Source organism: Acinetobacter sp. ANC 5054, assembly GCF_002135295.1.
Taxonomy (GTDB): Bacteria; Pseudomonadota; Gammaproteobacteria; order Pseudomonadales; family Moraxellaceae; genus Acinetobacter.
Genome location: NZ_NEGG01000014.1, coordinates 17,729 through 42,203 on the forward strand (window position 1 = coordinate 17,729; position 24,475 = coordinate 42,203).

General features: G+C 38.5%; 21 protein-coding genes and 1 pseudogene. 4 read left to right on the plus strand and 18 right to left on the minus strand.

The annotated features are described in order from the left end of the window. Nucleotides 1-409 precede the first annotated feature (409 nt). The 13 genes and pseudogenes from B9T33_RS13535 to acnD all read right to left on the minus strand — a co-directional run bounded on the left by B9T33_RS13535 (nucleotide 410) and on the right by acnD (nucleotide 11,829). A complete protein-coding gene (locus B9T33_RS13535) occupies nucleotides 410-1,075 on the minus strand; it encodes an RluA family pseudouridine synthase (RefSeq protein WP_086179428.1) in 666 nt (221 codons plus the stop codon). 116 nt (nucleotides 1,076-1,191) lie between these two features. Then, complete coding sequence (locus B9T33_RS13540; protein WP_086179429.1) at nucleotides 1,192-1,650, minus strand: hypothetical protein; 459 nt, start codon at nucleotides 1,648-1,650, stop codon at nucleotides 1,192-1,194. A 1,112-nt stretch (nucleotides 1,651-2,762) separates the two neighbouring features. Beyond that, nucleotides 2,763-3,467 carry a DUF1003 domain-containing protein gene (locus tag B9T33_RS13545; protein WP_086179430.1) on the minus strand — a complete coding sequence of 235 codons (705 nt, stop codon included), beginning with the start codon at nucleotides 3,465-3,467 and terminating at the stop codon, nucleotides 2,763-2,765. 112 nt (nucleotides 3,468-3,579) lie between these two features. Then, nucleotides 3,580-3,822, minus strand: coding sequence for a DUF6868 family protein (locus tag B9T33_RS13550; RefSeq protein ID WP_086179431.1), 243 nt, complete (start codon nucleotides 3,820-3,822; stop codon nucleotides 3,580-3,582). A gap of 66 nt (nucleotides 3,823-3,888) precedes the next feature. Beyond that, a pseudogene (locus B9T33_RS13555) lies at nucleotides 3,889-4,607 on the minus strand (hypothetical protein). Nucleotides 4,608-4,887: 280 nt separating this feature from the next. Next, on the minus strand, nucleotides 4,888-5,094 hold the full coding sequence (locus tag B9T33_RS13560) for a hypothetical protein (RefSeq protein ID WP_086179432.1): 207 nt from the start codon (nucleotides 5,092-5,094) through the stop codon (nucleotides 4,888-4,890). A gap of 225 nt (nucleotides 5,095-5,319) precedes the next feature. After that, on the minus strand, nucleotides 5,320-5,820 hold the full coding sequence (locus B9T33_RS13565) for a DUF2569 domain-containing protein (RefSeq protein ID WP_086179433.1): 501 nt from the start codon (nucleotides 5,818-5,820) through the stop codon (nucleotides 5,320-5,322). Between the two features lie 171 nt (nucleotides 5,821-5,991). After that, nucleotides 5,992-6,567, minus strand: coding sequence for a DUF4126 domain-containing protein (locus B9T33_RS13570; protein ID WP_086179434.1), 576 nt, complete (start codon nucleotides 6,565-6,567; stop codon nucleotides 5,992-5,994). Between the two features lie 122 nt (nucleotides 6,568-6,689). Then, nucleotides 6,690-6,833, minus strand: a complete 144-nt coding sequence (locus tag B9T33_RS13575; RefSeq protein WP_086179435.1) for a zinc ribbon-containing protein — start codon at nucleotides 6,831-6,833, stop codon at nucleotides 6,690-6,692. Between the two features lie 186 nt (nucleotides 6,834-7,019). Further along, complete coding sequence (locus B9T33_RS13580; protein ID WP_086179436.1) at nucleotides 7,020-7,379, minus strand: hypothetical protein; 360 nt, start codon at nucleotides 7,377-7,379, stop codon at nucleotides 7,020-7,022. Between the two features lie 221 nt (nucleotides 7,380-7,600). Continuing rightward, on the minus strand, nucleotides 7,601-8,353 hold the full coding sequence (locus B9T33_RS13585; RefSeq protein WP_086179437.1) for an abortive infection family protein: 753 nt from the start codon (nucleotides 8,351-8,353) through the stop codon (nucleotides 7,601-7,603). Between the two features lie 171 nt (nucleotides 8,354-8,524). After that, entirely contained in the window at nucleotides 8,525-9,076 is a 552-nt protein-coding gene (locus tag B9T33_RS13590) for a hypothetical protein (RefSeq protein WP_086179438.1), read from the minus strand. Between the two features lie 137 nt (nucleotides 9,077-9,213). Beyond that, a complete protein-coding gene (acnD, locus tag B9T33_RS13595) occupies nucleotides 9,214-11,829 on the minus strand; it encodes a Fe/S-dependent 2-methylisocitrate dehydratase AcnD (protein WP_086179439.1) in 2,616 nt (871 codons plus the stop codon). A 590-nt stretch (nucleotides 11,830-12,419) separates the two neighbouring features. Here acnD and B9T33_RS13600 point away from each other — a divergent pair. The 3 genes from B9T33_RS13600 to B9T33_RS13610 all read left to right on the plus strand — a co-directional run bounded on the left by B9T33_RS13600 (nucleotide 12,420) and on the right by B9T33_RS13610 (nucleotide 17,343). Continuing rightward, on the plus strand, nucleotides 12,420-14,525 hold the full coding sequence (locus B9T33_RS13600; protein WP_086179440.1) for a multicopper oxidase family protein: 2,106 nt from the start codon (nucleotides 12,420-12,422) through the stop codon (nucleotides 14,523-14,525). A gap of 143 nt (nucleotides 14,526-14,668) precedes the next feature. Beyond that, on the plus strand, nucleotides 14,669-15,394 hold the full coding sequence (locus tag B9T33_RS13605; protein WP_086179441.1) for a YgfZ/GcvT domain-containing protein: 726 nt from the start codon (nucleotides 14,669-14,671) through the stop codon (nucleotides 15,392-15,394). A gap of 56 nt (nucleotides 15,395-15,450) precedes the next feature. After that, a complete protein-coding gene (locus tag B9T33_RS13610) occupies nucleotides 15,451-17,343 on the plus strand; it encodes an AAA family ATPase (RefSeq protein WP_086179442.1) in 1,893 nt (630 codons plus the stop codon). Between the two features lie 48 nt (nucleotides 17,344-17,391). Here the strand turns inward: B9T33_RS13610 and B9T33_RS13615 are convergent, their stop codons facing one another. Together B9T33_RS13615 and B9T33_RS13620 are read right to left on the minus strand one after the other, a co-directional pair. Then, entirely contained in the window at nucleotides 17,392-18,570 is a 1,179-nt protein-coding gene (locus tag B9T33_RS13615; RefSeq protein ID WP_086179443.1) for a PQQ-dependent sugar dehydrogenase, read from the minus strand. 211 nt (nucleotides 18,571-18,781) lie between these two features. After that, complete coding sequence (locus tag B9T33_RS13620; RefSeq protein ID WP_086179444.1) at nucleotides 18,782-19,027, minus strand: hypothetical protein; 246 nt, start codon at nucleotides 19,025-19,027, stop codon at nucleotides 18,782-18,784. A 251-nt stretch (nucleotides 19,028-19,278) separates the two neighbouring features. On the opposite strand from B9T33_RS13620, the gene B9T33_RS13625 reads away from it, so the two are divergent. Then, nucleotides 19,279-20,088: a tetratricopeptide repeat protein gene (locus tag B9T33_RS13625; protein WP_086179445.1), complete on the plus strand. Its 810-nt coding sequence runs from the start codon at nucleotides 19,279-19,281 to the stop codon at nucleotides 20,086-20,088. A 79-nt stretch (nucleotides 20,089-20,167) separates the two neighbouring features. Here B9T33_RS13625 and B9T33_RS13630 read toward each other — a convergent pair whose 3' ends face one another. The 3 genes from B9T33_RS13630 to B9T33_RS13640 form a co-directional block, all read right to left on the minus strand. Further along, the gene (locus tag B9T33_RS13630) at nucleotides 20,168-21,094 is read right to left on the minus strand and encodes an AEC family transporter (protein ID WP_086179446.1); all 927 of its coding nucleotides are present in this window, start codon (nucleotides 21,092-21,094) and stop codon (nucleotides 20,168-20,170) included. A 102-nt stretch (nucleotides 21,095-21,196) separates the two neighbouring features. Beyond that, nucleotides 21,197-22,312 (minus strand): NADH:flavin oxidoreductase/NADH oxidase, encoded by a 1,116-nt coding sequence (locus B9T33_RS13635; RefSeq protein WP_086179447.1) that lies wholly within the window; start codon nucleotides 22,310-22,312, stop codon nucleotides 21,197-21,199. 15 nt (nucleotides 22,313-22,327) lie between these two features. Continuing rightward, nucleotides 22,328-24,469, minus strand: coding sequence for a TonB-dependent receptor (locus B9T33_RS13640; RefSeq protein WP_086179498.1), 2,142 nt, complete (start codon nucleotides 24,467-24,469; stop codon nucleotides 22,328-22,330). Between the last annotated feature and the right edge of the window lie 6 nt (nucleotides 24,470-24,475).

Genomic DNA, 24,475 nt, shown 5'->3' on the forward strand with positions numbered 1-24,475 from the left:
AATCGAACTCTTATAATTAATAGTCATTTAAAATGAAACTAAAAAACCACAAAAGTTAATAATAAACAATATTAGATTTATATTAGCAGAATTATATAAATAAGATAATCATTTCCGATCAAAATAAACATAAATAGTGAAACAATACATTGTTTTTTAAAAAATTTAATTTTAAAAAACATTAAAGTCAAAAATAATATTATATAAATTATTTTTTATTATAGAGATTGCACTTTAATCTATTATCAATATATGAATTTAACTTTCAGTTCTATCCCCAAAAGTGGGGATTTTTAGTTATAAATTAAATTTTAAAATAAGTAAAAAAGTCATCTGCATTCAACTCAGCTGATTAACATAAATTCCATTTTCATTCAGCCCGTGAAAGCAATCTATCCATCGTATGTGATTAAAATTCCGGGGCACAGTGGATATGAATGGCTTGCTGCGACAACGGCTGAGTAAAAGCTAAGTCACAAGCATGCAGAGCCATACGTCCTAAGGTACTTTGTTTGGCATTCGGGTGATAAAGTTGATCGCCCGTAATGGGATGACCGATATGCTGCATGTGTACACGTAACTGATGTGATCGCCCAGTAACAGGGGTCAACTCTACTCGCGTAATATCAAATACTGAATCATAACTCACCGCTTGATATAGCGTTTTTGATGGTTTACCCAATTCAAAATGCACAATTTGTCTTGGTCGGTTTTCCCAGTCAGTGATTAAAGGCACATCCACACTGCCCTCACCTTCAAGCTTGCCTTGTACTAAAGCAATATATTTTTTCTTTACCGTCCGAGCTTGGAACATCTTACTCACAGCAACTTCTGCATCCCGATGTTTTGCGAACATCAAAATACCTGACGTTGCCATATCTAAACGATGAGTAATCTTCGCTTCGGGAAATTTTTCTAAAACTCGATAATAAGCACTGTCAAAATGCTCAGGTAAACGACCAGGAACAGACAATAATTCCGCAGGTTTCTCAATCACTACCAAGTCAGCATCTTCATACAAAATTCGAAGTGGGTCTTGAGGCGGCGTATAGACAAAATTTGGATCTAAAGGCATGAGAAACTGCGTTGCGGGAGAAAGTCGGCAAAATAACAAGTGCATGATTTGCTGTCAATCTTCAGTTTATAGTAAAACCTACGTTGTGCTTAAGTATGTCTATAATCCCCAAAATACTATTGATGATTTGCACCTAATTTGCCAAACGCCGGTTTTAAACTTTGTGCCAAGTCATCTTCCAGCAATTGCAATACTTGAGGGGCAATCGTCGCTGGATATTGTCTTAAGCTGATTTGATATTCCCCCTGAAACCACTCATTCATGTGCAATGCATAGGTTCCTTTTGGCCCAAAGCCTAAATGCTGTTTCAAACGCTTGTGAACCCCTGTACGCGATGAACCAACATAGAGGATTGTATTGGGTTGATTTAACTTGGCACAGGCATGGGTTTTCCGCGCTTTAAATGCTGCGAAGTCATCATAGCTTTGCTGAATATCCCCACCCACTTGTTCAATGACATAAATATAATGTGCACACAAATCCAGCGGTTCAGCTTTTGAATATACAAAGATGCGCTCAGGTTGAGTCTGCTTGGCTTGCTCACAATATTGAATGATTTTATCTAGATAGCGCACGAACAACTCAGCCTGTGATTTGAATAACCAGTGCAGGATAACAATTTGAGAGTTTTTAGAACATAAGTCTTTGGAAAAGTTTAAAGTTGCATGGAGTTTTTATGATTAGATTGAATTCTTAAAAATTTTTTAGGGTGTAAGAGAAAACAGTGTTGTTTACTTCAACTATCATCACTTTGTAAGTCATGATCTTATAGCCTATAAACTTCTGATTTATAGCGTCCTAAGCTGAATCGAGACCTTTTGGGTGAGTACTGTACACGTGTTTTGCACCACTGACAGCATGCTACTCTTTTCAATCTCTGTAACACCCTTGAGATATATAGTAGACAAATGACCGAGGGATTGTTTCCCCCAATTCCACCCATTTGAGCTGTTTATAAAAATATTTCCCACTAAATTTAATGATATACAAATTTTTTCCCAAATCAGGCCATTTTTCGATTATTAGCATTCAATGTCTGCGTATTATTGAAATATTTTATTGCCCTGACCCACCTTATTTGAGCTAAAGAGCAAGACAACTTTATTTCAATAAGAAAAAGCACTAATTAAAAGCGGGACATAAAAAATCGGCGATGAATTGGATAGATAGAAAATTTGATGAGATATTTAGAATATAGACAAATGAATTCAAAACTTAACCTTCAATGACTCTTTTTTAATAGGCTTATTATTGTTCTAAAATTTTTATTCAGTTTGAAATTTTTTGGGTGGTATAAGAGAAAACATATTGTTTACTTCAACTATCATCACTTTGTAAGTCATGATCTTTAGCCTATAAACTTCTGGTTTATAGCGTCCTAAGCTGAATCGAGACCTTTTGGGTGAGTACTGTACGCGTGTTTTGCACCACTGACAGCATGCTACTCTTTCCAATCTCTATCACACCCTTGAGACTTATATTAGCCAAAGCCCTTAGGGATTAATTCCCGAAGATTGCGCAATTTTTAGCAAATTAAGGAATATTTTTCGCAGGCATCATCAAACCAAGTATTTTTTCCCTTTAGGACGTAAATTCGCTATTTTTATCGCACAAAATAACGTTTTAAGAAGAAATAATTTCACTAAATAAGCCCTAAAAAAAGACAACTTTCACCGAAGCATCCTCACTATTGTTTCTTCTTGCTCATTTCTGAAAGTAAATCTAACTGTATTTCCTGAATTTTCGCCAATCTGTCCCATTGATGCATCAAGAGGTGATCAATTTTTTCATGTAAATGGCGAATTTCCAGTTCAGCCTTTAAATTTACCTGATAATCATTTTCCGAACGCATTCGGTCTTTGGCTTCCTGACGGTTCTGGCTCATCATAATAATTGGTGCTTGTATTGCAGCCAAACATGACAGCATGAGGTTGAGTAAAATAAAAGGATACGGATCGGCGGGATGCTTCACCATCACTACAGTATTGACCAAAATCCAGACCGCCAAGAATGCAGAAAAACAGATCAGAAATGCCCAACTACCGCCAAAGGTTGCAATTTTATCGGCAAGGCGTTCACCAAAAGTCCATTGCTGTTCGAGTTTATCTTCAACATTTTTACTGATTAAGTCATGCTGCTGCATACTGTTTAGTACTTCATATTCTAAGTTGGATACTTCACCCTGCTCTGAACGTAGAATCGACTGCACATACTGCATGCGGTATTGGGTTAAATCGGTCTGACAGATATAGTCTTGCACCGACCAGTCTGGATAATCTTGAGCAATGACTTCAGTAATAACTTTACGTACGGTTCCCATAGGAATCATATTTTTTAGCGGATAATTTTTTTTACAGACCAAACACGCCCGACACTCTGTTTTCCCATTCATTCAGCCCGCTCCAATTTTTTTCTTTGTCGGTTTAAGCTTAATACTGCGTAGAATTTATACGCAACTGATATTTAGCTGATATCTCTTGTTTCAAAAGACGATCTAGCAGGCATTAACTCAATAATTTTAATGCAATAAATGGCACGAGATTGAGCAGCAAAATACCAATTTTATAGATCGCCATGCCACTATAATGGACAACATCAAACTGTTGATCTGTTAACTTAAACCATTGTCCATGCAGGCTTTTCATCCAATCTTTGGCAAAAATAAACAGCAGGAACCAAATGATCAAAATCGCGTAGTTGATCAATGCGCTATACAACAAAAAATCACTGAATTGCATCATGTTCATGGCAGATCTCCAATTAAACATTTAATGATAATTTTATACTCAGCAACTGAAGATCAGATTAAATCATTACCATGTTGAGCTATCTAAGTCTTCAATATCTTTTATTTTTGACAGGTAAATGGGGGCAACTTTTACACGGCTCCACGTTTCTTTAAAACGCGTTGTATCATCTTCATAATTTTTGTTGAGGTTATCCCGCACAAGTTTTTCTGAGTTAAAAAATTGATACTGGTTTCATTATCTATATAAGGCCCATGATTCGAAGAATCATCGTAACCAATCAAACGCATATCATTGCCTTCAAGGCGGAAGGTGTATGTCCAATAACCATAGCGCCCATGTGCATAATGAATTTTTAAATTTCCCTTCTCTACAGATGGGGCAAGTTCAGGCGCAAAATAAACGCCACCATCTTCGTTTTCTGAGGAAAAAAGCGACAGGTTCTGTAACACCTTTTGGTATGCGCCATTTTTATTGACTAACACGAGGATGCCACGGCGATTACGGTCTAAATCACCCCGATATTCATCATGCACCCACGCTTTAGGGTCCGTGGCTTTAACGATAAGTACCACATCGTTTTTTGCGTCTTGGTTGAGATCACCTTGCAGTGCTTCAAACAGCTCATAATTTTTAGGTATATAGGCTTGGTATTTTTCCTGATCTTTTTGCAGTTGAATTTGCTCGGCAGACAAAGGTTCGGCTGCATAGGTTATGGTGTTTAAGCATGCTGCCACAATGAACGCCGTGATCAATCGACATATCTTTTTATTTTTGCTCTTCATTATGAACGTCATCCTTATTGTTTTTTCACTGTCTTGTTCTACTTTATAAAGCATCAGCCAAGATTATTCATGTAGAACGATGCATTTTTGATGTACGCATCTTTGTTCAGTATAAAGATGAGTTTTATCAAGTCGTATTCTCCCAATAAAATCTTCCACATAACCGATTCATAGCTCAATAAAAAACTCCACCTGCTGGCAGAGTTTTCACATGTGTTTAGGCTTTAAATAAAATCTAATTTAATGGGTTTTAAACATATTTTATGCATTTTAAGGTCGCTTAAGCCTCACAGCATTTGCTACACCCTTTGATCTTTTCCGTTGGCCAACTCATGCGTGCACGCTTATACGCCAGTTCATAATTGGCAAAATAACCTATCAGTATTTGGTCATCAAATATGGGCATATCTTCGCAGCTACGACTACCATTGTGTATTAGGTGTGAGCCATCGCTAAGCGCATTTTCATCCACAATAAACTTAATCATTCACATGTCCCCAAGTCATTTATTCTTCAAATTCAACATACAAATTAAATCCATAAAAAAAGTATGTGTTTATTAACCACCTACTAAAATTATGTGTTTATTGTTTAAAAATCAATCATTATTTTAATTTATTTTTTAACCGCCCTGCTTGTTTGATACTTGAGCTTTAATGTGAATTTTTGACTGTGTTCAACTCAAACTTAGCAGCTTGAGTTGACGCGGCTTCTATTTTGCATCTTGATACATTTTGCGATGTTCAATGAAGGTATTTTTTACGCGAACTGACATGAGTAAATACGGCACCCAAATTACACAGCGTAAGGCACTCTTTGCCAATTCGGTGATGGTTTCAGAATCAAAGGCAGATTCTTGTGGAATGAGTAGCTCGGAAATGACACAGTCGGCAAATAAAACCAGTAGATAACCAATCATGAGTCCAATATAAAATTTCGGGAAACGGTAATGCTTACTAAAAAATAGATAGGCTGCATATAGCGACAAAAGCAGCAAAACCAAATTAACCACACATTCACCCAAAATAAACCAGAGTAATGCAGGGTAATAAATATCTGAAGCGGGGTTGTTGAGTTGGCTCACACCATCTTGTTTAAAAAATTCTAATAAGCTAAAGCCCTCATATAATAGGACGATAGGTGAAAGAATCACGCCAATCCCCATGACGATGAGCCATCCACCCAATCCTTTTAATTCTTGCTGATTATTCATTACGTTACTGTTTTGCTATCGCTATTTTTAATGTGCCGATGGTATTCAGTTCACTTTGATTATTCAATCTAATTCAACTTTGACAGCATAAAAAAAACCTACAAACCAATGAGATTGTAGGGCTATTGATTTAATTTTTAAAATTGAAGCACGCCTTTAAATGACCTGCATTTATAGTGGCGTATCGACATGTATTTGGTTTTTCTGACGGATGCGTCGAACCAACCAAATGACAATAGCAATCACCAAGATCACCACGAAAACAGGAATTAAGAAACTCAGTACTGAAAGTACCAATGCCCCTACCCATTCACCTGTTGAAAGGACAGGATTTGCGATACCACCTGTAGTCGCTGTTGATACACCACGAGCAGCAACCGTGCTCATTTGTACAGCGGTTGCAGTACCACCACCGACAATAATTGCCGCTGCCCAACTGGCAAACTGCGACATTTCCCCACTGCTTACTGCCATTGTTGCGAGTGTTCCTGCAATCATGGCTGCGGGGGTGGAAATGGTGTCGAGTGCGTTGTCTACCCAGGGTATATAGTAAGCGCCAATTTCAGAGATTGTTGCCACGGCTAAACCGATACATACTGCTGGCATAGCTAGCCATTCAAAGCCTTGCATGGGCTCAAACCAACCGAGTAATGATGCCACGCTCATCACTAGCAATGGTACAAACACACGGAAGCCGCACGCTGCACTGAGCCCAACACCGATACATAAGCCTAATATTGTTTCCATGCTCTGACCTCACCGCTGAAATGTTGTTATATTTTATGCCTAAGGATAAATTAACAAAAAAGCCCTATCGAGTGATAGGGCTTTTCTTTCTTAACAGCGGGTAACTGTTAGTGTTTTGCAGCTTAGGCATTCTTATTGTTAAATTGATTGCCTTGGCATTTGGTACACGGTGGTAAACGATCAGTACCAATTTCTAAGTAGGTGCGGTGTCCGCATTTGACACAAAAATAGAAGCCTGTTCCGGGTTTAGATCCAGCAGTAACCATTTTTGTTCTCCATGTGTTTTAGAAATGGTAGAACCAGTATACCCCTATCGTGATGATTGTCTATTGGTCATTTCGACAATTGATAATGGCATTTAGGCAAAGCATAATTTCGATTGGAAATTTTGCTGCTTTTTAGTTTTAGAAATGCCTTAAATTAAATAAATTTTATAATTCAATGTCTTATTTCTATTTATTTAAATCTAGCTTCATATCTTCATCTATTTTGACGCCTCGCTCCATCAATTTTTTATATGCTGCATGATGAACGACTCCTCTTTTACTGACTTTAGCTTCTAATAATCTAACTAATGTTGCGTCACTGACATTTGGATGGTTTACGACTTCTATGCGTACGCCCCAAAATTTGTCGTTGGCAAAGCGGTCGAGTATTTCGGCATCTGCATCGGGGTTCATGGCAGCAGTGACTCGGATCGCTTGATTGGGATCTGTTAGAAAGGGCTCGAGTTCTTCGCTATTTGCTGCACCACTTGCAGCGATATAGCGGCGTTGTTCTTCGGCTTTTTGTTCAGGGGATTTTTTGGGCATGGTTACTCTTTATACCTTTCTAATTATTAATATCTAACAAATCTTCACGTTCTTGTTGTCGTATCTATCCTATGTGTAAAAATAGACTTTTTATAAGTAAAAATATTTTAATTACTTGAAATATATAATTTCTCATAAAGAGCATATCAAAATCAAAAAAATTCTTTAACCTGCGTTTCATCTTCCACAAATAACTACGTGTGAAAGATGAATTTCATAAATTAAATTTTTTCTATTATATTATCTATATAAGACATAATTGATCGAGTAAGATTAATAGCAAAATGAGCATCATCTTCATTCAACAATTCTTCTGTTGGATGTGACATACTATGATTGTTTCGTAAATAATTAATCTTCTCTAAGATAGCATTTGCTGAACGAAGCATTTCAAAAACTTTGTCATTTCTACCATCATCAACTACTTTTGATTTTATGAGTAGATTTACTTTTGGTAATAAAGCAGTAATAGAGTCTAGCTGACCATATGCAATCTGATTTTTATCGCAAACTGTTTGCAAAAAACCATGTAAAGCAGTGTGTGTACGGTCATAAGCACTTGTAGCTCCCATCTGACCAATAAGTAACTCAGCCTCGACTAATGCTTCAAATACATTCTTACTAGCATTTGCCAAATTTGGTGATTCTACTGTTTTAAATTCTTGCTTATTAATAATACTTTCAATAAATTTATATAGCTCTAGGTTCTTTCTTTTTAATGAATTCTGTACTCCATTTATATTCCATATGAACTGGAGATTAGCAGGATCTTTCCCTAAAATTACTCTAACAGCATCAATACAATTTTTCTTTAGAGAGTCATTAGCCCATTTAACATCTTTATATAATGATTGCCAATTATATGAAGTCTCTAGTTTCGTCAAAATAGCTAACTCTTGCCAATCCCCTGCATTTAAAAAATTCATTAAATATTTTGCTAATTCAAGTTTTTGTGCTTCATTCAATTCAGTCATTAAATTAATTCCTACGCCATATGAAATTTTTAAATATTATAATCCATAATCAAAAGTCCTATTTGAATAAATAGGTCTTTTTAAAACAATATCAATTACTTTCGACTTAAATCATCAAGCCACATTCCCTTCCAACAAATCCTGTGCAAAGCGTTACATTGCAAATCTTATTTATAGAATTGTAAAACTAAATTTTGTCCCTTTAATGGGTTTACTAAAAAGATGATTTTGATTAAATTCATAGCCTTGCTTATTTTGATTAATGTATGCAATACAAGTACTTTCTTCCACTGTTCTATGAACACCAACGCACCAAAAGCTTCTAATAAAACTATGTTCACTTGGTTTTAAAGAATTAAACTTATTCAAATCTTTCACCATTGCTGTAATACAACTTTGGGCAGAACTAGCTTGTTTTAATTCAACAGCAATCATAGTTTCCTTTGATTTATTTTTTTCTCGAATCCAAAAGTCAATAATGCCTTTATCTTTTAATTTCACTATTCTTTTATCCAAATTACAAGCTACTTCCCTTTGCCATTCCATTACATTTTCTTGTTCTTCCAAAAAGAAAGAAAACTCAACTTGTAACCAAATTTCCCATCCTGTAATGTTATTCTGCTCAATGGCGTTTAGGCGTTCTCTTATATATTTTTGCTTAAAAAAATTCTCAAAAACTTCTGACAAAAATTCAAAATCACCATTTAAAATACGGTTATCCATTTCTAAACTTACATAAAAACCCTACATAAATGTAGGGTCTTTTTACAACAATATCAATAACTTTAATCTCCCCTAACCCCTCTTTATAAAAGAGGAGAACTCCCTCCTTTTTCAAAGGAGGGTTGGGGTAGATTTAATTAAACATTCCCTTCCAAGAAATCCTGTGCAAAGCGCTGCAATACACCACCCGCTTCATACACATGCACTTCTTCTTCAGTATCCAAACGACAGGTTACAGGCACTTTAACAATTTCATTTTTGCCATCTGCCGTAGAACGCTCAACCACTAAAGTTAAGTCAGAACGCGGCGCAATATTACCTATCACGCTATACAACTCTGTACCATCAAGCTTTAACGTTTTACGGTCTGTACCCGCTTTAAACTCAAGCGGTAACACGCCCATACCTACAAGGTTAGTACGGTGAATACGCTCAAAACCTTCCGCAACAATCACTTCTACACCAGCAAGGCGCACACCTTTAGCAGCCCAGTCACGGCTCGACCCCTGACCATAGTCCTTACCCGCAATAATGATCAGCGGTTGCTTACGGTTCATGTAAGTTTCAATCGCTTCCCACATACGCATCACTTCGCCTTCAGGCTCTACACGCGCTTTTGAACCTTGCTTGATCGTACCGTCAGAACGTACCACCATTTCATTGAACAATTTTGGATTGGCAAATGTTGCACGCTGCGCCGTTAAATGGTCACCGCGGTGGGTTGCGTATGAGTTGAAGTCTTCTTCAGGTACGCCCATTTTATGCAAATACTCACCTGCAGCCGAATCCATCATAATCGCATTCGATGGAGACAAATGATCCGTGGTGATGTTATCTGGCAAGATTGCAAGCGGACGCATATTGGCAAGTGTACGCGGTGCAGCCAAAGCGCCTTCCCAATACGGCGGACGGCGGATGTATGTACTTTGCGGACGCCAATCATAAAGTGGACTTGCCGCTTGTACACGCTCGCCCAAATCAAACATTGGAATGTAGACTTTCTTAAATTGCTCAGGTTTTACAGCCACTTTTACCAGTGCATCAATTTCTTCATCAGACGGCCAAATGTCTTTAAGGTAAATTGGATTACCGTCTTTGTCATTGCCCAATGAATCAGTTTCGATGTCAAAACGAATCGTCCCTGCAATCGCATACGCCACAACTAATGGTGGAGATGCCAAGAATGCTTGTTTTGCATAAGGATGGATACGGCCGTCAAAGTTACGGTTACCTGAAAGTACCGCAGTTGCGTACAAGTCACGGTCAATAATTTCTTGCTGAATCACTGGATCTAACGCACCAGACATACCATTACAGGTCGTACACGCATAGGCCACGATACCAAAACCAAGTTTTTCTAAATCACCCAACACGCCTGCTTCTTCTAGGTATAACGCTGCTGCTTTAGAACCCGGTGCAAATGATGATTTCACCCAAGGTTTACGCACGAGTCCTAGCTCATTGGCTTTACGTGCAAGCAAACCTGCTGCTACTGTATTTCGTGGGTTTGATGTATTGGTACAAGACGTAATGGCTGCAATAATCACCGCGCCATCTGGCATTAAACCTTCTGCTTCTTGTGCACGCGCTGCTTCTAAGTTGCCTGCAATGCCTTTTTCTTTCAGATCAGCCGTTGAAACACGTGCATGTGGGTTTGATGGGCCAGCAATGTTACGAGTTACCGTTGAAAGGTCAAAACGAAGTACACGTGGATATTCTGCCGCTGTCATATCAGACGCCCAAAGACCAATTTCTTTGGCATAGGCTTCAACCAATTTCACTTGGTCTGCTTCACGGCCTGTCAGGGTGAGATAATCAATGGTGTTTTGATCGATGTAGAACATTGCAGCCGTTGCGCCATATTCAGGAGTCATGTTCGAAATGGTTGCACGGTCGCCCACAGACATGCTGTCTGCGCCTTCACCGAAGAACTCAAGGTACGCACCAACAACACGCTCTTTACGTAAGAACTCAGTTAAAGCCAACACGATATCTGTTGCGGTAATGCCTGCTTGACGTTGACCTACCAGCTCTACACCAATAATGTCAGGCAGACGCATCCAAGATGCACGACCGAGCATTACGTTTTCAGCTTCTAAGCCACCAACACCAATTGAAATCACACCCAATGCATCAGTATGTGGCGTATGTGAGTCTGTACCCACGCAAGTGTCTGGGAAAGCCACGCCTTCACGGTTTTGCACCACTGGAGACATTTTCTCCAAGTTAATTTGGTGCATGATGCCGTTACCCGCAGGAATCACATCGACATTTTCAAAGGCTGTTTTGGTCCATTCAATAAAGTGGAAACGGTCTTCGTTACGACGGTCTTCAATCGCACGGTTTTTCTCAAAAGCATCTGGATCAAAACCACCAAATTCCACAGCCAATGAATGGTCAACGATGAGCTGTGTTGGCACAACTGGATTGACTTTAGATGGATCACCACCTTGGTCTGCAATCGCATCACGTAGACCTGCAAGGTCAACCAATGCCGTTTGCCCTAGAATGTCGTGACACACCACACGCGCTGGATACCATGGAAAGTCATGATCTTGTTTACGGAAAATAAGTTCTTTTAACGATTGCTCTAAGATTGCAGGGTCGCATTTACGCACCAACTGTTCTGCAAGTACTTTTGATGTATATGGAAGTTTGGCATATGCGCCTGGCTGAATGCTTTCAACGGCTTCACGCACATCAAAAAATTCTAGCTGGGTGCCTTGCAGCGGTTTACGGTAGTTGTTGTTCATAGCGTTCCTGCCCTCGGTCTTTCATTTTTTATGCGTTGTCTTTAAATAGACAATTCATCTTTGTTCGTTAGGCATACTACACTGCCAAAAACCCATTTCCCAAATCTTATAAATTTCAAATGTTTATATATAAAAACAGGGTTTTTAGAAACGTTTTGTTACATTAACTTTGAAATATTTGCTCTAAATGGACTTTTTTGAGGGAAAAAGTGGATATTCGGCATCATTCTTTAGTCTAAGGATAAATTCACTGCGTAATAATTCATCGATTCATCTTCAGATTTGAGTAAAAATTAATCTCTATTTATTTTTACCTTAATTATCAATAAATTAAATACCATTATAAATATGTGAAATCTATAGGGCTTTTATGTGACCTTATACACATTTTTATTGTTAACCTTATCTTAATTCTCAATTAATCCCCATTTACAGGGATAGCTTCTAAGTTTCCTACTCTCTGATAATAAACGCATAGTTTATAAGATAGTAGTTTGTTGTATCTGCCAAATAAATTGCAAATTTACAATAAGTTAGCCTCGATACACCTTGACTACTGTTATCCCGTCATCAAGCTTTGGGGAAAGATCATGACAAAAATTAAAACAGTTATCGGGGCTGGATGCCTCTTAAGTTGTCTCACCTTCATTGCCTGTGGTGACAACGACAAATCAACATCGAACAATGAAGTACCTGAGCAAGAGGAAGAAATTGATTCACCTACGGTGGTATCTAATCCACCGCGCTTAAAAGCCAATACGCAAGGTGAGCACGAACTCATCATTGCCTATAAACGCCAAGCTTTGTTTGATCCTGAAACGGGTGAAAATGACACACTTCATGTGCGTGGGTATCTCACTAAGCCTGAACTTTGGAGCAGTAAAAATGCAGATGGTAGCGTAAGTGATGTGCTTGTCGGCCCGCAAATACGCGCTAAACAAGGTGAAAGTTTAAAAATTCATTTGGTGAATAATCTACCCGCAGAGTCAACAGAAACTTGCCCAGACCCCGTACCAAACATTAACCAAGGGAATTGTTTTAATACCACGAATATACATACACATGGTCTTTGGGTGAGTCCACAAGGCAATAGCGATAACGTATTTCTCACCTTAAAACCAAATCAAGATTTTCATTATGAATTTAAGATTGAACCCAATCATCCTGCGGGTACGTTTTGGTATCACTCGCATGTTCATGGTTCAACGGCAATTCAAGTTTCCAGCGGTATGGCGGGTCCTTTGATTATTGAGGGAGATCGTAAACCGGTTGTTGCCAATGGGCAGATTCAGCAAACAGGTGATTTGGACATTTTATGGAAAAATCAGAAATCCCAAAAATATGATCATGAAAAAATCATGCTGTTCCAGCAAATTCAATACAATGAAGATTGCGACAGTAAGTTGAGCCAAGAGATTGGATCACCGTGCATCTATTCATTGGAAGATTATTCAAAATTGGATATCCCGACTTCATGGGCAGAAGAAAACCGTTTTACCAGTATTAATGGCAAAATGTTCGGTGAAATCAAAGTCGATCAAAACCAATATCACCGCTGGCGTATGATTCATGGCGGTATTCGTGACACCATTGGTTTGACCATTAAAGAACTTCCGGATTCAACGGCATACACCGCTGAACAAACCATTGATGAATGTAAAAAATATCAAACAACCTCAATGTCATCTCAATTTAAAAAATTGAAAACATTGCCGCTGTATACCATTGCACAAGATGGTCTGACCATGGGACAGGTGCAAAAGCAAGGCATTGCAATCTTCCAACCAGGCTACCGTTTTGATGCCATGCTGTCTTTCCCAAGTACCAATAAATATTGTGTTTATGATGCAAAATTGAATCTAGAAGATGAAATTAATGCGCCAGAAGAAAATCCATTGCTACGCCGTGTGCCAGAAGAAAAACTGAATACACAATTGCTCGGTTGGGTGAATGTTCAAGCCACACAGCTTCCTGCACAAAGCCCTTATGATTATTTAAAAGCTCAGGCAACAAATATTGGTCTTGCGCCAGAAGTGATCAGCCAAGTCGCGAAAGGTGATCTTTCTGCATTTATTTCACATGCAAGTTTGATGACAACCGAAGTCGATGAAATGATCAAAGATATGGCAAAACAAATTACCAATTTTGACATTCTGTTCAATCCAGATGGCAGCTTTAAGTTTGGTTTGCGCCATGAAGAAAATGGAACATTAATTAGCTTTGGCGATGCCTACCATGGTGATGATCATACCCACCACAGCTATGTTCGCAAGCTACCAATTGGGAAAACTCAAGAATGGGAGTTAAGCAGTAACGTCGCAAGTCACCCTTTCCATATTCATGTCAATCCATTTCAAGTGGTAAAAATTTTGGATGAAGATGGTGTTGATGTCAGTGCCATTGGCAGCTCAGACAAAGACACAGCGGGCAATATAGACTCGCAATATCACGGCATGAAAGGTGTATGGAAAGATACTTTATTTGTTAAACAAGGCTATAAACTCATTGTACGCAGCAAGTATGAAAAATTTGAAGGTGACTTTGTATTGCATTGTCATATCTTAGATCATGAAGATCAAGGCATGATGGAAACCGTACGGATTTGTGGTGACAAATATGACTGTAATAGCGAACCGCCGTCACACCACTCTACGATGGATATGAGTGCAAGCGACATGTCTGCACATGATCATTAATACTTGTCGCTGATATTGGTCAGCAATATTTAATCCTGCACAACACTAGCCCATAGCAATATGGGCTTTTTGTTTGCCTATCGGCTGCGCTTGCTGCAAAATATCAAGATTAATTATATGTAAATTTTACACAGAGGCTGGTCATGACAACGTCTATGGCATTTACATCTTTCACTTTAAATGGTGTCGATGCACAAAAATTTCTTCAAGGGCAAGTCACTTTACATGTAGAGCGTCTGGAAGAAAATGTAACGCGTTATACAGCAATCTGCGACCTGAAAGGCCGTATCCATTTTGGTCTATGGTTAACGAAACTTAATGCTGAAAGTTTTGTAATTGTGACTACACAAGATCAAGCTGAAGAATTTGCCAAACACATTAAAAAATTTGGTGCGTTCTCTAAAATGAAATTGGAAGAAGCAGGTCAAGTATATCCATCACTCACGGGTGAACAAACGACTTTTGCCGCTGAAGTGACCGATATTTCTGCGTGGGAAGTTCAAGCCATTCAAGCGGGTCAAGCTTATATTGATCAAGCCATTGAGCATGTATTCCAACCGCAAGAATTACGTTTACATCAACGTGAAGGCGTGCACTATGACAAGGGTTGCTACCTTGGTCAGGAAGTCATTGCTCGTCTATGGTTTAAAGCTAAGCCGAAAGCATGGCTACACGCAATCTCTGCTACAGGCACTGCTCCTGCACAAGGCGAACAGCTTAATAAAGGCGTACAAGTCGTGAATAGCGCGGCTGTAGAAAATGGTTATGTGGCACTGGTTGTTGCTCGTCCAGAAGCATTGGAAGAGTTAGATGTGACTGTTTTAGCATTACCTGAAGCTTTGAATGGTGATGTGGCGAGACCGGCTTAAGTCTATAATTTTTAGAATGTTGTGGTACATTAGCCTCTAAGTTTAGGGGCTTTTTTATGACTGAAAAATTATATTATTGGGCGGAAAATTTAGAAGGCTATAGTTCTGACAATGAACAGGATTATGATCAAGTTGTAGAAATAAAACGCTTAAACTTTTTTATTGGTAAAAATAATGCAGGGAAAAGTCGATTTTTAAGAAATCTATATACTGAACAACAGCATATAGCGCTATTCACAAAATTTATTCTAAAAATCTATGAAAAAAAGGCTAGGAAAAAACTTGATGATTTAGAAAGCTTAGAAAAAGATAATTTCTCAGATATGTCTTTCGAATTAAGTAAACTTAGTAACCAATTTTCAACATACTATAAATCATTATTTTTAAAAGAAAATAATAATAGCACTGAAATAGCAACAAAACTTCTCCAAATTGATAAGACTCTTAATTCACTTGTGAATTTTAAAACTCCAGAAATAATTAAAGTTAAAAATTTAATTGAAAATCCAAATTCAATAAAACAAATTTTTAATGAAAAATATTATATACCAACATTAAGAGGGTTAAGATATTTTCATTTAGATAAAAAAATCGATAATACAAAGCGGCCATATATTTGGCGCACTATGATTGACTATTTTACAGATGGAGAAGAAAAAGATCGTCAAAACTTAGCTAACTTCATCATCTCAGGTGAGAATTTTTATGAAAATTTGACTAAATTTAGAAATGGGCAAGAACATCAATGGCAAATCATAGAAGATTATCAAAATGCTTTATCCAGTTATTTTTTTAACAATGAACGAGTTGTCATTATTCCAATTCATGATGACAATATTCCACACATCAAAATTGGCAATGAACCACAATTTCCTATTTCGCAACTTGGCGATGGTTTACAACAAGTCATTATTTTGACTTATGAAGCATTTGTTAGTAAAAAAAATATTCATGCCTTCTTTATTGAAGAACCTGAACTTCACATGCATGCAGGTATGATTCGTCAGTTAATGAACTTTTATTTGAATGAAACCAACCATTATTATTTCTTTACCACTCACTCAAACCATCTTTTAGATATGGCAGATGAGTCTGATCAAGTTATTATTCAAAAATTTGTTAAAGAGCCTAAAAAAAATTCAAAAGAATTTGTTTTTAAAATTTATCGCTGTGACCGAGATCGTGACCTACTCGCCTCATTGGGTGTAAAACCATCTTCTGTCTACTTAGCCAATTGCACAATTTGGGTCGAAGGAATAACAGACCGTTTGTATATCACTAAATATATGGAAAAATATTTAGCTGAGTTAGAAGAAACTGATACCAAACTGTATAAAAAATATCGTCGTTTTATGCCAAATTATCACTATACATTCGTAGAGTATGCGGGAAATAATTTGACACATTGGTCATTTAATGATGATTATGCAAATCATTTAGATGACAAAGGACTAAGTGCAAAAGCTATTGCCAGTGAAATGCTCCTCATTGCAGATGGAGATATTCAAACAAAACCTGAACGTGTCAAGGCTTTACAAAAAGAACTCAAAAAAGAGAATTACTATATTCTTAAGTGTAAAGAAACCGAAAATACTCTACCTAAAAATTCGATTATTAATGTAGCTAAATCGAAGTTTACTCGATTGCAATCTGAAACTAAAAAAAGCTATGACATATCATTAATCGATAAAATTACTGGTGATAATTACTTTGATCATAATGAGTTCGGAATCGGTAAACTCCTTGACCAAGCAATCAAAAAGCCCACATCTACAACGAAGAAAACTGCTTTTGCGGATGGCCAAGGTGTCGGCACTATTAAGTATAAACTGGATTTTTGCCGTGAAATCATTAAGGATTTTGATGAAAATCCTTATTGGAAACTTACACCTAAAGCAAAAGAACTTTGCGAACGTATTTTCGAACATATTGAAAAGTGTAATAAATAAAAGTAATAGCTATTTAAAGCCAAAGCCTAAAAACTTTGGCTTTTTTAACTATTCTTTTTCCCTCACATAATAAACCACCCCTACTCGATCATCCGAAAAATAAAAAGACTTTTCATCAATCTTATAAATATCAGCAGGTCTCCCATGCACTGTTTTACCGACTAAAAAGCCATCCATAAAGGTTTCAAGTTTTTGACCTTTGCGCATTATCGCAATTTTATAACCATGACCAATGGCTTCGTCCGTAGAACCGTGCAAAGCCACTAAAAATGAATTTTTGATGATGTCATTGCTGTTCGGATCATCAAAATAATCAAAACCTAAAGCGGAGGAATGTGAAGGGAAATAAGCATAGGGTGCTGGTGCTTTTTTGCAGTCTGACAGACCTTTAAATTTAGGATCAGTCATCACCTTTCCCTTTACTGAATAACACGATGGCCAGCCATAATCTGTATTCGATTTGAGCGCATAAAAGGTTTCATCAGGTTTAGCTTTACCCAAATGATCTACGCCTTGATTGGTCGCAAATAAAAACTTTCCAATCCATTTCAAACCGACTGCATTACGTAAACCAGATGCATAAATCTTTTGATCTGAACCATCTGGATTCATCTCTATGACTGAGGCCCGTACTTTTTCCTTCTCTGCACAGGCATTGCAACTTGAACCTACAGACACATAAATTTTCCTATTTCCAGCAATCGCAATGGTTCGTGTTAAATGCCAACCGCCATATTTATAACTTAAGCCATAATCGGGAAATGTCGCCAACACGTCTGCTTTATTTGATGGCTTGGTTTCTCCTTTGCTGTATTTTTGCCGTGTCAGTTGGTGCGTTTCCGCCACATACAACCAATCTTGTCCTTGAGCATCGGTATAAAATTGAACTGAATTTGGATTTCTTAAACCGGTCAGATACGGAATGATTTTGCCGAATTTACCTGTTTCAGCATTCCAATCATCCAAAATATAAACTGTGCCCTTTTTATTGTCCGACAAATCAAACATATCTGTGACAAACATTCTGCCATCTGGGGCTTGCGCAAAAAAGCGCACCCGTTTTAAACCTTCAGCGGCAGGGACGATTTCGTACTCTGCGGGCAGATTTAAGCTAAATTGCTTGCCATTTTTTAAGGTGATTGGGTGAGGAACAAGCTTGGGCTGCTGCGCCATACCTGTCATTGAATAGACTAAACTTATGAATAAGATGGACATTATTTTTATCATCGTAAATACATCTCAATAAATCATGTAAATTATTATTCATCATAAATGGGCTGCATATATTTTATTCGTTTTTTATTTTTAAAATATTTATCTATTTGATAATGAAGATTTTTAAATTAATTCAAGCCCTAGATTATTAAAAATAGTAAAAGTAAGGAGGTAAAATTTACCTCCTTCTCATACCGTGCTTTTTTATAATTTTTGCTTTAGTTTAAAAGCCATGAAACAACTTATTCATATCTTTACAAACATATTCTTTAAAGTGATAAGCGCGTGCATGTTTAGCATCAAATTTCGCTTCGACATCATCCTTTTTAAAGACGTACACACGGTCATCTTTACTCACTAAAAATTCTGCACCGAGTTTCATCAGAAGTGCATCAATTTTGTCTTCATCAGCAATCGACTCATCTGCATTAATTTTATCGTAGTTACGTTTAATGCCCTTTATAAACATCACGGAGCCTCTGCAAATAAATAAAGCGCGATTAGAACAGAGTAAACAACCTTTGCAAAGTCTAAAGGCTTAATTTTTAATATTTAGCTTCCGTTTAAAATAATCCATATACAATTTTTTTAATTTTGATCATTAAAATCACAAATCCATACTTTACATTTACATAAATCGACCTATGATGTTAGAACAGAAAAATAATCCCCAAAATCACATAAATGGAATTATGTGAATGATTTATAAAAGGTTTTAAAATGAAAAAAATCCTCCTCGCAAGCATTTTAGCTATGTCTGCTCAATTCGCTGCTGCTGAAACAAAACCCGCTGCTGTAGATCCTGAATTTGCCAAGATTGAAGCCTTAGTTCAAGCCAAAGACATGAACGGTGCCTATCAAGCTCTCAGCAAATTGGCTGCAACAGGCAATGCTCAGGCCATTTACAATCTCGGTTACTTGACCCAAACGGGACAAGGCACAGCCAAAGACGAAAAGAAAGCCATTCAGCTCTATGAACAAGCGGGTGCAAAAGGTTATCCAGTGGCAAACTATGTACTCGGTAAAAATTATGCGACGGGTACACTCGGTTTAAAACAGGATACGACCAAAGCGAAACAATATTTAGAACGTGCATCTTCAGCAGGTTTTGATGATGCCACCATTGATTATGCAATTTTGTTGTTTGCTGAAAATAGTGCTGCTTCAGATAAACTTGCTCTGATCAAACTTGATCCACTGATTAAAAAAGGCAACTACCCTGCTATTCATGCCAAAGCTCTATATGACATTAGTGCAGGGTTTAAGGCAAAAAATGAAAAGCCGATTCAACAAGGCTTAAACAGCATCCAAGACTTAGCGAAAAAAGGCTATGTTCCTGCTTTAATGGCTGTCGGCAATATGTTTGTAAATGGCAATATCATTCCGCAAAACTTAGCTGAAGCGAAAAAAATCTTTACCGCTTTAGCGAAGGAAAATGTGCCGCAAGCCAAAGAATCTTTAGCGACTGTGGATAAAATGCTTGTTGAACAAGCAAAATCGCCTAAACAAACGAGTGCGAAAAAAAGTTAATCTTTTGATCTTAGAAAGCCCTGTCATTTCAGGGCTTTTTTATGACCCCAATCTTCAAACTCAAGCTTTTAATGAAAGCTTAAGACCACCACATACTGATCAAAATACCCGACACGACAAAACCTAAAATAGTACTCATTAACAGTGGGGTTAAGGTTTTTTCATTTAGGCCAATTGATTGTCCTAACATAGCAAATATCGTCGGCATTGGCAGCGCGGCAATAATGGTTCCCGCATACAACATTTCTTGGCTGACATCGGTGAAATAGCGCAGGCCCAGATACATCAAAAGCGGCATGATAATATTGCTGGAAAAGACCAAATAACAACTTTGTGCATTGACATATTTCAAGCTCATTCCCACGATGCCCCCACCGATAGCAAATAAAGCCAGTGGTGAAGCTGTTTGTCCCAACATCAGCAGCACATCATTGATTTGGTGTGGTAATCGTATTTGGAAAATGGCAAAAATGATGCCAAGCATCACCCCTGCAAATAGAGGATTTGTTAATAGGGTTAAACTGGTACTTTTAATAATTTCAGCGAAATTGGCTTTTTGTTGTGTACCCAATTGCATAAGAATCAATACGGTTGGGACCAGGAGTACACTTTCAATAATGACCACTAAGGATGTATAGGTCATCGCATTTTGCCCAACCAGTAGACTCAGTACCGCCGTACCAATCAGTCCAGTATTTGACATACCCGCGCCAAGGGATAACACAGCGGCATGCGACATTTTATTACTAAAATGTGTCCTCATGAGCCAATAGGCGAAACCAAATAATAAAAACGTCACACTGGTATAAACAAAGAAATAACCGGGATACCAAATTTGATGTAAGTTTTTAGACGCTAAGGATTGAAAGAACAAAGCAGGTAAAGCAATTTTAATGACAAAGCCGCCAATCGTGCCAACTTGTTCTTTATTGAGCAAATTCATCTTCACTGAAAGATATCCCAATGCCAAGAGAAGAAAAATTGGCGCAATGACTTCAAAGACCATATTGAAATATCCTATGCTGTGAATTGAAATAGTACTAAGCCCGCGACTCAAGCAGGCTTAGTACAGAAGCTTTTGTATGAAATCGATAACGATTTGAAAATTTTAGAATGACGAAAATTGACTGCGCTGGGCGTGGGGTTGGCAACGTAGATATTGCGGTGCAATTTGAATATTTTCGCCTAATTCAGCAGCAGCATGCCATGGCCAACGTGGGTCATACAAAATACCACGAGCAAGGCCAATCGCATCTGCCATGCCATATTGAAGTATACCTTCGGCTTGCATAGCTTCTGTAATTAAGCCTACTGCAATCACAGGAATATTTACCGCCTTTTTGACCGCTTCTGCAAAGGGAACTTGATAGTTCGCTTGCAACTCGATTTTTTGTGCTGCATGTAAACCACCGCTCGATACGTGAATATACGCAGCACCGAGTTGCTCTAGCGCTTTAGATAGTCCGACAGCAGATTCAACATCCCAACTGTCTTCGCCTGTATATTCCATCCAATCCGTTGCCGAAATACGTACACCAATTGGATAAGCTTCAGGAACCACATTTTTCATGGCCTGAAAAACTTCGAGTGTTAAACGAATACGGTTTTCAAAACTACCACCATATTCATCCGTTCGCTGATTAGACAGTGGAGACATAAACTGATGTAAGAGATAACCATGCGCAGCATGAACTTCAATCAAATCAAAGCCTGCATCCACTGCACGCTTTGCAGACTCAGCAAAATCATCAATAATTTTTTCAATTTCGGCTTTGCTTAAAGCATGTGGTACATGGTCATCAACGTTGAAAGGCAATTCACTTGCGGACACGGTTTGCCAACCCTTGGCATGTTCGGGTGCAAATTGACCTTTACCATCCCATGGCTTATCTGTTGAAGCCTTACGACCAGCATGTGCCAGCTGGATCGCAAATGGCATCGGTGAAAGGGACTTAACATTTGCCAGTAAAGCCTTGATTTGAGCCCGTTGCACATCATTCCACAACCCCAGATCAGCGTAGCTAATGCGACCTTCAGCCTGCACAGCCGTTGCCTCGACGATACATAATCCTGCACCTGACAAGGCATAATTCGCCCATTGTTGTTCATGCCAATAGGTTAATTCGCCTTGTTCATTGGCTGAGTACTGACACATTGGCGCAATCACAATTCGATTGCTTAAAGTCAAACTGCCAAACTGAATTGGTTGAAATAACAACGCCACAAAACTCTCCTTATTTTAAAATGCTTTCGTCACACTCAAGCCCGTACTCCAATTCAAGCCATCAGCAGGTTCAAAGAAGCGGCCATTACCATCATTTACAATGACTGAACCAATATACTTTTCATCGAATAAATTGTCAGCACGTATATAGGTTTTTACTTTCCAATCATCTTGCTTCCAAACATATCCTGCATTTGCCGAAACGAGGGTATAACTTGGTGCAGCATCGCTATTGGCATCATCGACATAAATTTTGTCTATATAGCGTAGGTCTACGCCTGCATTAAAGCCTGTGTCAGGTTGCCAGCTCAATGCTGCAAATGCTTGATTTTTCGCAATACCGGGAATCTTATTCCCCGATGCTATTGCAGATGCTTTCGGTTTTAACGGATCATTCGGATTTGGAATTTCTGGAACATATGCATCGAATTTTGCATCAATATAACTGTAGCTCGCTTGTGCACTTAGATCACGCCAAAGTTGTTTATTCCAAGACAACTCAACCCCTTCACGCAAGGTTTGGTCTGCATTTCGATATGTTGCACGTCCATCTTCTGTTCCAGCCGAAACAATGTCATCTTGGGTTTTACTTTGGAAGATTGCTGCGGTGAAATTACCCCATGCATTTTGTGCTTTAAGACCCAGCTCATAGTTATCACTTGAAGCGGGTTTTAAAGCAAAGTTCATTCCATCATCTTTTGAATATGCCATTTCAGTAAAGGTTGGGGTTTCAAAACCTTTGGCATAACTCATATATGCATTCAACTGCGGATTGATGCTCCAGCTAAGTGCCGCAGATGGCAAAACTTTGTCATAGTCTGTTTTGCCACTGTCATCACCATTACCCGTTACGATGTAATGATCTTTAGACTCATAATGCACATTGCTATAACGTAGGCCAGCATCGAGTGTCCAAGCAGGCAGAAAGTTCCATGAGGCTTGCACATAGGGGTCTAAATTCCACAGAGTATTGTTTTCATCACGGCGAATATCGCCTTTTACTCCATATTGCCCATTGGCATCGAAGTTTTCATAGCCTTTCCGATCTTCATCCATAAAGTCAAAGGCAAAACCTGCGGTTAAGCGTGTATTTGGCAATAGGTCTTTGCCTGTCCAGCGAAAGTCCGTGCCGTAATAATCACGAGAAAAGTCAATCACTCCACCAGCATGGCGAGGATTTAACTGTGTATTACTTGGAATAGACTGATACTGCACCACATCTCGCTGTCCCAAATACACCATGGCATTCAATTCGTTTTGATCATTGATCGGCTTTTTCCACGTAAGGCCCGTTTGAGTTTGAGTAATTTCCTTACGCACATCAAACTGCTTTAAAAATGGCACTTGTTGTTTCGGATTTTTCTGCCACTGTACACGGGTTAAACCTTGCGGATCATCGGCATTGATATCGACATGGTTCACAATCCAGTTCACTTTAGAACCGTCATCCAAATCCCAAGTGAGTTTGGCATTACTCAAAACCTTTTTAGCCGCACTATGATCACGGTAGCCATCAGTTTCAAAATATGAGGAACTCACCACATAACTCGGCTCACTGGCTTTTTCAGATCCACCTTGCAACACTACATCGGCACGGCTTTTATTGTGGCTGCCGCCTGAATAACCCAATTCAATTGAGTCTTTGCCTGTACCCTCTTTGGTTGTCGTTAAGATCGCACCGCCTGAAGAGTTACCATATAGAGATGAAAATGGCCCACCCAACACCTCAGCATGGCTCAAGCTACTCATATCAATATTTGAAGTTTGACCCTGACCATCTGGCATGGTTGCAGGGATACCATCAACATATAAGCGAATACCACGAACACCAAAGGTAGAACGCGCACCATATCCACGCATAGACAGCTGTAAATCCTGCGCATAATTTTCACGGTTATTGAGCTGTAAGCCGGGTACACCTTTTAGCGTTTCAGATAGATTGACCCCAACATTATTGTTATTTTCAGCTTGCTGCACTCGATATACAGAAGCAGGTGTTTTCAACCACGTGGTATTGGTTCGTGGCGCTTCAATGGTAATCTCAGGAAGCAAAACAGGTTCCGTAGAACCTGTTTCTGCATACAGTTGCTGACTGATACATGTCGTCAGGCAAAGTAAATGTGTCGATAGTGTTTTGACGTTAAATTTACTTTGCATGTGCAT